At 37.6% G+C, this 12,409-nt stretch carries 3 protein-coding genes; all 3 read right to left on the minus strand.

Annotated elements, in window-relative coordinates:
- A partial coding sequence (locus tag NCE97_RS12310) for a BspA family leucine-rich repeat surface protein (RefSeq protein WP_353779572.1) occupies positions 1-8,029 on the minus strand: 8,029 nt, incomplete at its 3' end.
- A 312-nt stretch (positions 8,030-8,341) separates the two neighbouring features.
- Positions 8,342-11,224 carry a ligand-binding sensor domain-containing protein gene (locus NCE97_RS12315; protein WP_353779573.1) on the minus strand — a complete coding sequence of 961 codons (2,883 nt, stop codon included), beginning with the start codon at positions 11,222-11,224 and terminating at the stop codon, positions 8,342-8,344.
- Between the two features lie 331 nt (positions 11,225-11,555).
- Positions 11,556-12,398: a T9SS type A sorting domain-containing protein gene (locus NCE97_RS12320; RefSeq protein ID WP_353779574.1), complete on the minus strand. Its 843-nt coding sequence runs from the start codon at positions 12,396-12,398 to the stop codon at positions 11,556-11,558.
- Between the last annotated feature and the right edge of the window lie 11 nt (positions 12,399-12,409).

A 12,409-nucleotide genomic window follows, 5' to 3' on the forward strand; every position in this document is an offset into this window, starting at 1 on the left:
TCCATTGTGGTTCGGCATTACAATAGTTGCTATTACCTCCATGAAATACAATATTTGAAGGTACGTCATCTATGCCATCTCCATCAATGCCACTGATGTCTGTGGCCCAGCCCATCAATGTGGCATCATAATTTGAGGTTGATAATTTTACTAAATTAAACATCTCGCTCATATCAAATACTGCGCCTATATCCCATGACCCAAGATCTTGATCAAAACTGTCAGCTTCTGCAAACATATTTCTCATAGTTGTAACTTTTGAAACATCCCAACTACTAATGTCTTGGTTAAAACTATCGGCTCTAAAAAATACAGCGTTCATATTAGTAACTCTTGAGACGTCCCATGAGCTTATGTCTCTATCAAATGATACCGCATCTCTGAACATCCCAAACATGGAAAATACAGCACTAACATCCCAGTTACCAATATCTCCATTAAATAGTGGTGCAGCTCTAAACATGTTGCCCATATCTGTGACAGCACTGACATCCCAATGAGAGATATAATCTCCAGTGAACGCTGTAGCCCCTCTAAACATATCCCAAGCCTCGATAACATTACTTAAATCAGGTGCATCTATGCTGGCATTTGAAATGTTAAGATTTGTACAACCTCTAAAGGCACTGGCCATGCTCGTCCATTGTATACTTCCCCATTGTTCAATTCTCAGGATTTTATCTTTATCTCCACCATTGTTAAAGAAAATTCGTGGGAAATCTCCTTTAATAGCCACTGTATAGATTCCCGGAGAACCATAATCGTGGGTAGCATCACTAGTTATATTGGTGCTTTCCGCATTAAAGGTAACGCCGTCGTAGGTCCAATCAACCTCATAGTTGTATCCAGTTCCTGTGGTTGGAATGGTAATTTCGGTAGATCCTGATGTTCCCGGGTTAACCGTATTCCAAGTCGTAACGAATACTAGATCTGTACAATCCAGACCACCATCTGTGATATCCCAAGAATATGAGGTATCCAAATTTGTCCACGCCAATTCTGCATTGCAGAATGTACTATTACCACCATCAAAGGGAATACCAGTAGGGATATCATCAATACCGTCTCCATCCAAACCACTGCTATCTGTAGCCCAAGCTATTAACATGGCATCATAATTAGTTGTCGAAAGCGTGACGCCAGTGAACATGCCTCCCATTGTCCCAACACTGCTTAAATCCCAATCACTTAAATCTTGATCAAAACTAGTGGCACCATTAAACATGTCAAGCATAGAAGCAACATTAGAGACATTCCAATTGCTGATATCCTGATTAAAACTTGTAGCACCCTCAAACATACTGGACATCACAAATACATTTGATGTATCCCAATTTCCAATGTCATGGTTAAAGGCAGTTGCACCTTTAAACATGCTAGCCATATTACCTACATTAGAGACAACCCAATCACTAACATCTTGGTTAAAGCTTATAGCATTATTAAACATGTCAATTGTTGTGTTTACATTGGATACATCCCATTCGGAGATATCACTATCAAATGATGATGCTTCCCTAAACATCCCAAACATATTAGTAACATTGGATACATCCCAATCACTTAGGTCTCCGTTGAATGCCGATGCTTGATAAAACATGTACTCCAGGTCGGTTACATTGCTAAGATCAGGTGTATCTATAGTTGGATTTGTGATGTCCAGATTACTACAACCTTGAAACGCGCTGGCCATACTTGTCCATGGATTCGTGCCCCAATTTACAATGGTCAGAATCTTTTCCCTATCTCCCGAACCATTAAAATAAATACGCGGGAATATACCTGTGATGGTTACAGTGTACTCGCCTGTACTAGCATAGGTATGTGTAATATCTTCTGTAACTCCTGTGTCAAAGCTTCCATCTCCCCAATTTATAGTGTAATTATAGGTCTCTCCACCAAAAGTAGGGATGGTAATTTCATTAGCATTTGAAACTCCAGGGTTATCTGTTTTCCAAGTGGTTACAAAGGCCTTAGAGCAGTCTAAACCGCCGTCGCTAATGCTCCATGAATATGTTGTATCCAAACTTATCCATGCGACTTCTCCATTACAATAAGTACTACCGCCGCCATTAAAGGTAATGCCTGTAGGAATGTCATCAATACCATCTCCATCTAATCCACTACTATCGGTAGCCCAACCTATTAATGTGGCATCATAGTTAGGAGTTGATAAATTAGCACCACTAAACATGTTTCCCATATCACTTACAGAGCTAATATCCCAATTGCCGATATTTTGGTCAAAGTCAAAAGCATTAACGAACATACTTCTCATATTGGCTACATTAGATACATCCCAAGTGCCAATATCCCTATTAAACGATGAAGCTCTATCAAACATCTGCCTCATTATTGTTACAGCACTTACATCCCAACCTGAAATATCGACATCAAACATTGATGCCTCACGAAACATGCCTAACATACTGGTTACAGCACTGACATCCCATAAGCTAATGTCACCATTGAATACAGGGGTATTTCTAAACATATAATCCATGTTGATAATATTACTGGTGTCCCAGCTAGACATATAATCTCCAGTAAACGAGGTGGCATCGCGGAACATATCAAATGCTAATGTAACGTTACCTAAATCTGGCGCATCGATACTCGGGTTTGTGATGTTTAGGTTTGTACATCCTCTAAATGCACTAGCCATACTAGTCCATTGTATTGCTCCCCATTGCTCAATGGTTAGAATCTTTTCTCTATCTCCTGTACCATTAAAGTAAATACGCGGGAATGTTCCGGTTATGGTTACAGTGTACTCGCCCGCACTGGCATAGGTATGCGTAATATCTCCAATAACTCCAGTGTCAATGTTTCCATCGCCCCAATCTACGCTGTAATTATAAGTCTCCCCTCCAAAGGTTGGGATGGTAATTTCATTATCATTTGAAATTCCAGGGTTTTCCGTATTCCAAGTGGTAATAAAAGCGTCAGAGCAGTTCAAACCACCATCGGTGATGGTCCAGTTGTACGTTGTATCTAAACTTATCCATTGTGGTTCTGCAATGCAATAGATGCTATTACCTCCATCAAAAGTAATACCATTAGGAATATCATCAATGCCATCCCCGTCCAAGCCACTACTATCAGTAGCCCAACCTATTAAAGTTGCGTCATAATTAGATACGGACAATCCCGTATTCAAAAACATTTGACTCATATCGGTCACGCTGGTCAAGTCCCAACCGCCAAGATTATGATCAAAGCTAAAAGCTTGGAAAAACAAATCTTTCATGTTTGTAACAGCACTAACATCCCATGAACTAATGTTTCTGTTAAATGATGTAGCCGTTCTAAAAGCACTCTGCATATTGGTTACATTGGATACATTCCATGACTCTATATCGCCATTGAATGATGTAGCAACTCTAAACATAAAGCCCATGCTAGTAATAGTACTCATGTCCCAGTGAGAAATATAGTCTCCTGTGAATGCTGTAGCATTTCTAAACATATTAAAGGTTTCGGTCACACCACTCAAATCAGGCGCATCTATACTTGCATTTGTAATATTAAGATTGCTACAACCGTAAAAAGCGTTTGCCATACTTGTCCATTGGATAGTTCCCCATTGCTGTATGGTCAGGATTTTGTCTTTATCTCCTGAACTGTTGAAATAAATACGAGGGAAAGCACCTCTAATAGCTACTGTATAAGTGCCCTGAGCACCATAATCATGGGTGATATTAGTAGTGACATTCGAATCCTCCGCATTAAAGCTTATCCCATCATAAGTCCAATCCACCTCATAGTTGTAGCCTCCTCCGGTTGTTGGAATGGTAATTTGTGTATCAGTTGAAGTTCCCGGATTATCCGTTTTCCATGTGGTTACAAAATAGTCACTTGAACTACAGGCCAAACCACCATCTGTAATGGTCCAATTATGTGTCGTATCTAGAACTGTCCAAGCATAAGCACCATGGCAATAGGTACTTGAGCCACCATTAAAGGAAACATCAGATGGAATATCATCTACACCGTCTGCATCCAATCCACTACTATCTGTAGCCCAACCTATTAATGTCGCGTCATAGTTAGGCAATGATAGTGTAGCTCCTAAAAGCATATTATTCATACTTGTTACGCTAGTCAGATCCCAATTACTGAGAGCATGATCAAAACTGGTAGCACCATTGAGCATATTTGCCATATTTACAACTGAGCTAACATCCCACGAACCAATATCTATATTAAAGGTTGACGCACCCAAAAACATACTCAGCATACTGTCTACGCTCGATACATTCCAACCGCTAATGTCGCCATTAAACGAAACTGCACCTGAGAACATATTTGCCATAGTGGTGACTTTAGACACATTCCATGAACCGATATTCTGGTTGAAGCTGGTTGCACCACCAAACATGCGAAACATACTGGTTACATTCGATACATTCCATGATCCAATATCACCATCAAATACTGATGCATTAAAAAACATATTGTCCATGTTAGTGACCTTACTTACATCCCAATGCGAAATAAAATCTCCAGTAAATGATGTGGCTTCACGAAACATATCAAAAGCATCAGTCACATTTTTCAATTCTGGTTCATCTATACTTGCATTTGTGATGTTAAGATTACTGCATCCTCTAAAGGCACCTGCCATACTAGTCCATTGAATGCCTCCCCATTGCTCTATGGTGAGAATTTTATCCTTATCACCACCATTATTAAAGAAAATACGCGGGAAGTCTCCTTTAATAGCAACCGTATACGTACCTGAAGCGCCATAATCATGCGTTATATTACTATTAACATTGGTGTCTTCTGCATTAAAGGTTACACCGTCATAGGTCCAATCTACTTCGTAATTGTAGCCTCCTCCAGTGGTTGGGATGGTAATTTCGGTAGGCCCTGAACCTCCAGGGTTATTTGTTTTCCAGGTGGTGATGAAAAAGAGACCCGAACAATCCAGTCCGTCATCTGTAATAGTCCAGTTATATCCTGTAGGTACTGACGCCATTAATAAGGTGCGCTTCGCTTCACTATCGCAAAAATTACTGTCACCCGCATCAAATACCACATTAAATGGGATATCATCAATACCATCACCTGCAACACCACTGTCATCAGTTGCCCATCCTATTAAAGTGGCATCATAATTAAAGGTTGACAATCCGGCACCTATAAACATGCTTCCCATACCTGATATGTTTGTTATGTCCCAGTTGCCCAAATTTTGATCAAAGCTGGTTGCATTAGAAAACATCAACAACATATCACCTACATTGGAGACATCCCAATTACCAATATCCTGGTCAAAACTTGGGTTATTTTGAAACATCCCAGTCATATCGAAGACGTTTGAGATATCCCAGTTACCAATGTCATAATTAAAGTTTGTGCCTCTCAACATAAACCTCATGCTTGTAACTGAGCCAACATCCCAAGAGCCAATATCCTGATTGAAACTTGAATCTGTAAACAAACTGGTCATATTGGTCACATTGGATACATCCCAAGAGCCAATATCTTGGTTAAAATTAGTAGCACCTGCAAACAATGAAAACATTGTTGTCACAGCACTTACATCCCAAGACCCAATATCTCCGTTAAAGGATGAAGCATCCCTGAACATATTGTTCACCCTGATTAAATTGCTCACATCCCAGTGTGAGATATAATCACCGGTAAAGGATGTTGCTTCACGAAACACGTCAAAGGCGTCAGTAACATTACTTAAATCGGGAGCATCTATGCCTGGGTTTGTTATATTGAGATTGCTACAACCAAAAAATGCTTTTGATATGTCTGTCCAAGGATTAGTTCCCCATTGTTCTATGGTCAAGATTTTATCCTTATCTCCTGAGTTGTTAAAATAAATACGTGGAAATAGACCTGTAATGGTCACCGTGTAGATGCCTGCATCAGTATACACATGCGTCATGTCGCCCGTTAGACCAGAATTTGATGTTGTATCGCCCCAATCTACATTATAACTATAGGTTTCGCCCAATGCTGCCGCTGTTGGTATGGTAATTGACCCTCCCGCTTCGACCTGCCAGGTGGTAATAAATTCGGTTCCTGAACAATCTACACTTAAGCCATCATCAGTAATGACCCAATCGTAACCCGAAGGTCCGGCTGCAGTTAATATGTCTCGTGCATTTTCACCATTACAGTAAACACTGCTACCAGCATTAAATGGAATGCCAGTTGGAATATCATCAATCATGTCGCCGTCAAGACCACTGCTATCTGTAGCCCATCCTATTAATATGGCGTCATAGTTTGCTATAGACAACGAAGCACCAGAAAACATGCCATTAAGAGTGGTGACATTAGTCAAATCCCAAGGACCAAGATTCTGATCAAAACTACTAGCGTTTAAGAACATAAAAGGCATATTGGTTGCAGCACTTACATCCCAAGAGCCTATGTCTTGATTAAATGAGGAAGCATCTCTAAACATACCAATCATTGAGTTTACAGAACTCACATCCCAAGAACCAATATCGCCATTAAATGCTGTAGCCCCTCTAAACATATTGTCCATATTAGTAATGCTGCTCACATTCCAATTTGAGATGTAGTCTCCAGTAAAAGACGTCGCATCGCGAAACATATCGAAGGCTTCTGTAACATTACTTAAATCAGGGTTATCTATGCTCGGGTTTGTAATATTGAGATTACTACAGCCTCTAAAGACACTAGCCATACTCGGCCACTTGACATTTCCCCATTGTTCTATAGTGAGTATCTTATCTTTATCGCCGCCACCGTTAAAAAAAACACCTGGAAACGTACCGGTAATGGTCACCGTGTATTCCCCTGGAGCTGCGTAGGTATGGGTAATATCTCCTGTGACACCAGTTGACGAAGTTGTGTCACCCCAATCTACGTTATAATTGTACGTTTCTCCAACAAAGGTTGGTATGGTAATTTCATTATTGGCAGAAGTTCCGGGATTGTCTGTTTTCCAAGTGGTGATGAATACTTCGGAACAGTCTAACCCACCATCTGTAAAGGTCCAACCGTAACCGGTTGGTGTATCTGTGTCTAACAGTATGTGTGACGATTCTCCAGCACAGTATGTACTGTTACCGCCATGAAATATGATGTTGGTGGGAATATCGTCTATGTTATCAACATCACTACCACTGGTATCTGTAGCCCAGCTTATTAAAGTAGCATCGTAATTGGCTGTTGATAATGAAGCTCCGTCAAACATCAGATCCATGTTAGTGACATTAGACAAATCCCAATTACCAAGATTTTGATCAAAGCTGGTGGCGTTAAAAAACATACCAAACATGTTTGCAACGTTTGAAACGTTCCAGCCACTTATGTCTTGGTTAAAACTGGTAGCACCACTAAACATGCCTTCCATAGTGGTTGCACCTGAAACATTCCAGCCACTAATATCGCCGTTAAATGAAGTAGCATTGCCAAACATATTCATCATATTGGATACAGCACTCACATTCCAATTAGATATATAATCTCCAGTAAACGACGTAGCACCGTTAAACATGTTTTTCATATTGGTTACAAAACTCACATCCCAATTGGAGATATAATCTCCAGTAAATGATGTAGCTCCAGCAAATGCCTCCTCCATGCTAGAGACTATAGCTAAATTGGGCGCATCTATACCAGGGTTTGTAATGTTAAGATTACTACAACCTTTAAACGCATCCTCGAAGGTTACCCATGGGGCGGTTCCCCATTGTTCAATAGTCAATATTTTGTTCTGATCTCCCCAAAAAAAGAAATTCCATTCTAAGAATAAAGCGTTTATGGCTACTGTATAGGTTCCAGGCACACCATAGTCATGGAAAGTTGGGGAAGTGTAAGGCAAGGGGTCAGGGTTAAAATTTACACCGTCATAATCCCAATCAACAAAATAGAAATTGTTGTCTCCGTTAGCAGGAATAAATATTCTAGTTGAAGTTGTTCCTCCTGGATTATCTGTTTTCCAGGTGGTGATAAATAAATTTTCGTTTTGCGCATTCAAATGAGTTAAACAAACTAATAATGCAATTAGTAAAGGGATTGTCTTTTTCATCTTATGTGTTTTTGTTATTGATTAATATCTCTTGCTCTAATTCTTTCAGTCTTTTTAGTTCTTCCTCGAGTCGCTTATTTTCAGCATACACTTGATTTTCTTTTGAACTAAAAACTAGTCTCTTAATGAATTTTATGATCTTCAAAATTTTTAGAATTAAAATGATCGTTGTTTATTACTTGATCGAAACCAAAAGTATAGTCCACTCCATGAAAAAGAAGAATTTTCATTGTGGACAAATTATGGACAAACGGCATCAATAAACTTTTAATTTATTGATAATCAAGTTTTTATAAAAATTTTTAAGAATCTTTAAAATGCTCTAAGGAAAGCATCTAAATCTGTATCTGAAGCCATATTGAGCTTCTTTCGAAGGCGATATCGACTTTTATAAACTGAAGAAATGTCTACATTTTGAAGTGTTGCGATATCATAATTATCTAAATTCAATCGAATTAGTGAGCACAGTTTGATCTCTGTTTTTGATAGATCAGGGTAACGCTTTAGTAAGGAATCGTAAAACTCATTATTCAATACATCTATTCGCTTTTGAAACTCGAAATTACTTTCCAGTACATTCTTTTTCTCTTTAATCTCTTTTTCAAGATTAACAATTGCAGCTCCTTTTTTTCGGCCTTTGGCTTCTTTAATTTCTATCATTTTGGAAATGAGATAATCATTCCACTGTTGATTCCTAGAAATGTTAGTAGCAAAATCAGTGAGATCTTTCTTCTTGTATTCAATTTCGGTTTGCAGTAATTGGTTTTTATAATTGGCTAGATTTACCTCTCTCCACTTAAATGTATAAACAAGAAAAGCCAACAACATCATTACTACTAAACCAATGTAAAACCAAACAGACTCGTAAAAAAACTGTTTTACAACCAATCCATATGATAATGAGGCTAGTACCTTGTTTCTTGTTTTGTTTAGAGCTTGTATTTCCAAATTATAGGAACCAGATTGCATGTTTAACAATCGTATTTCATGTTTATTACCAATATCGATCCAGTCCGCATTATCTAATCTGTATCGGTATAAGTAGTCAATATTTAACCTTGGTTTTAGAACTCCAAAATCGAGAACTAGGTTTTTACTTCTTGCAGGAAGTGTCAGGGTTTTAATACTGTCTAATTCTGTTCTATTTACAATGGTTTTTACTTGATTTTCATCCGTATCGTATTTTTCAATTCTCACCATTTGTAATAGGTGATTGTACTTGTCCTTATTGAACGAGGTTATTAGTGAATCTGGATGAAAATAATTTAAGCCTTTAACGGTTCCTACTAAGAAATTACCATTTTCTAGCTTAAGTGTGCTAAATCTATTGGCTTCAAAATGACTTAAGCCATCTTTAACACCAATTCTAATGGTCTTTTTGGTATCTGGGTAAAAGACAACGATTCCAGCAAATGTATTCAACCAGATTCTTTCTTTATCATCTACCAAAATACTGGCTATACTGGCTGAGAATTCATCTTCGTATAATTCTTGAAAAGATTGCGTAACAATATCAAAAGCGAAAAGCTTTCCACTTCTTGAACCTAATAAGAGTTGATTGTCTCCATATTCTAACATGGAAACCAAATAATTATCTGCTGTATTTTGGGTTGGCTGATATAGTACTGTACTAAGATTTTTAATATGCTTTAAACCTTGACTAGTAGCTGCATATGTAGAATTCTCCTTTAAAATTAAATTTTCGTATTTAAGACTATCATTTTCAACTAAAGTATTGAATTGATACGTTTCCTTATTGAATGTTTGTAATGTACCACCTACATCAGCATAAACGATGTTCTCTTCATTTTGATTCATGGCCGCCAGGTTGTCATTAGTCCGAAACTTTCGAGCTATACCTGTTTTATAATCCACCATTATTAAGTTAGCCTTGTCATTGCTCCAAAGTATATTATCAACAAAAGATATATCGCGATTTTGCCGTGGTGAAATTTTAAGCTGGTTTATTATAGGAGAATATTCACTAACTTTTAATTTTTTTAAATCAAGAATATACCATCCGTCAAAATCTGTAGCTACGAGGACCTTATCACTATCCAATTGTACCATACTTCTAATACTAAAATCGTGAAGAAAGGTTCCTACATCGTCCGTATCAAAACAGAATATTTCCAAAACATTATGATTATCTAACACAACTTCTTTAGTGAGGTCTCTTGAAGCAAAAACGTGTCCTTTAATAACGTCATTATCAAACCTATGCAACCAAATAGAACCTTCCTCTAAACTTGAGATTATTTGAAGTTGTGTACGCTTATTATCAAATTGTCTGAATAAAATATTTTCCTTTCTATCCTGAAACATGGTTTGCTCTACAAAAACATCTTCTCCACTAAACAGATTTGAATCAACTAATTCTCCTGATTGATTATTATACCTATAAATTATTGGGTCATTTGGGAAAGTCATATAAGCGGAAGATTCTTTATGAAAATGACCTTGCATGGCATTGTCCTTATAAAATGGAGAGTTGGAATCTAGTGTTTTGCTTTGCAACCTACCATCTACTTTGGTAAACAACTCTGGTTTAAAATTAAACTTGGAAATAAGAAGATCTTCTCCCAACTCCAATATACGCGCTTTACTAATGTATTCATTGGTATTCATTTTACCAACAGGGGTAAATGTATCATCCTGGTTTAAATAGTACATTAGATTACCGTTTGGGTCTTGTTGGATGAATAAGAATTTATCCTGTATGTTCCAGATTTCGTATATTGAATTATTATCTAGATCGGGCAACTTAATTTCAGAAAAAAGTAAACTTCCCGCGTCTAACTTGAATAGCTTAGCTGTACTTTGGGACTCCAATTTTACATAAAATGAATTGTTTGAAGCTTTGTGTAGAACCAAATCTGTAGTCCCCTCCAAAACCAAATCAGGTATCTCGACATTGTAAAAGGCTTCACCATTGAACCTTTGAATGATTAGATTTCTATTGTCTAATTTATAGTTGCGTGATTCTGTACTAACCCCAGATAACCACAGCCAACCATCATCATCAAAGACCATAGAACTAAGCTGATCAATGTTGTAACCGTCTTTTTCGCCTAATGTTATGTGGAAATAATCAGACTTTTTTGTGCTAATACTTTGGGCAGACACAACACCAACGGTAAGAAAACATATAATTGTGCATATGTTATATTTAAAATATTCTATTCCATATTTCATGTTGGGAAGCACACTTTGAATCTGTTCTTAAATATAAGAAATAGCTATTTATACTTACTAGGATTTTGAAGTAAATGATACAGGTACAGAACAACTATTCCAAACTATTTGCCAATACAAAAAGTAAGACTATTTATTTAATAAGACTTTAAATAAAATAAGTACATATTTGATACATCAAAAATCTAGATTAACCAAACTAACTATATATAAAACCTCCTTATCTTTATAATAAGGAGGCTGACATTGCTGTTGGTTACCCCTTTAACTGTACAACAGCATATGTGCTCGTTATAAGTATTTGAATTGAACGGGGTAATCTTGGTTTCAATTATCGCTTAATTAATCTCAACGTTTGAATTGATGCATCCTCGCCATACAATCGCATTATGTAGACCGATGTCTCCAACTCTGATATCGAAATCTCATTGAAGTCTCTTGTCACGGTCTTTATCAACTGTCCACTTAAACTATAAATCTCTACACTTTCTAATCTATTGATATCGCCTCTAACCGTTACAACATCCTTAGCCGGATTTGGATATAGGCTAAGCTCAAGAGTATTATCTATCACCTCACCTATTGAAAGTGAAGAGAAAATAAAATTATTGTTCGCTGTGTCAGTTTTACCATAATAATCCTGTGTGCCATTGCCATCATTCAGATCAGCATTGATTACATTGTCTACCACAAAACCAAATCCTGCCAACGCCAATGCTATAGGATCGTTATTCTCTAGTATTTCTATCTCACCACTAGTTGGCATGTTATCTACTATAAAGGATAGTACTGGTATCCCAACACCTGTAGTATGAGGTGTAGTCAATTCTGAACTCGGCACTGGAAGAGAGAATATCCATAGGTCTTTGGTTCCATCACCTATCCCGAAGTTGCCCTGCAATACACTTCCTGTAAGGGCTGTGTTTACTTGCCAACCTGTTCCAAAGAGTTCAGTAAAACTGCCAGCTGCTATGCTATTCCCTGATGTGATCGCTAGAGTGATTTGCATGTCTGCCATGTTAGGGTCAGAATTGTCAAAATTTGGTGTGGTCACAAAGGTGAACTCATAAGGGTTAGCCGTGTTATTGTAATCACTAACGATACCAAATTGGTAGCTCTGTGCTGTTAGTGATAGGGTCATTGCCATCAATAAAGTCTGTAATATTGTTTTCATTGTTTTTTTGT

Origin of the sequence: Winogradskyella sp. 3972H.M.0a.05, assembly GCF_040493455.1 — a bacterium.
GTDB lineage: Bacteria > Bacteroidota > Bacteroidia > Flavobacteriales > Flavobacteriaceae > Microcosmobacter.

What these genes read in the sequence shown, in the direction of transcription:
- NCE97_RS12315 (WP_353779573.1), bottom strand. Translation starts at nt 11,224, where the DNA reads ATGAAATATGGAATAGAATATTTTAAATATAACATATGCACAATTATA.
- NCE97_RS12320 (WP_353779574.1), bottom strand. Translation starts at nt 12,398, where the DNA reads ATGAAAACAATATTACAGACTTTATTGATGGCAATGACCCTATCACTA.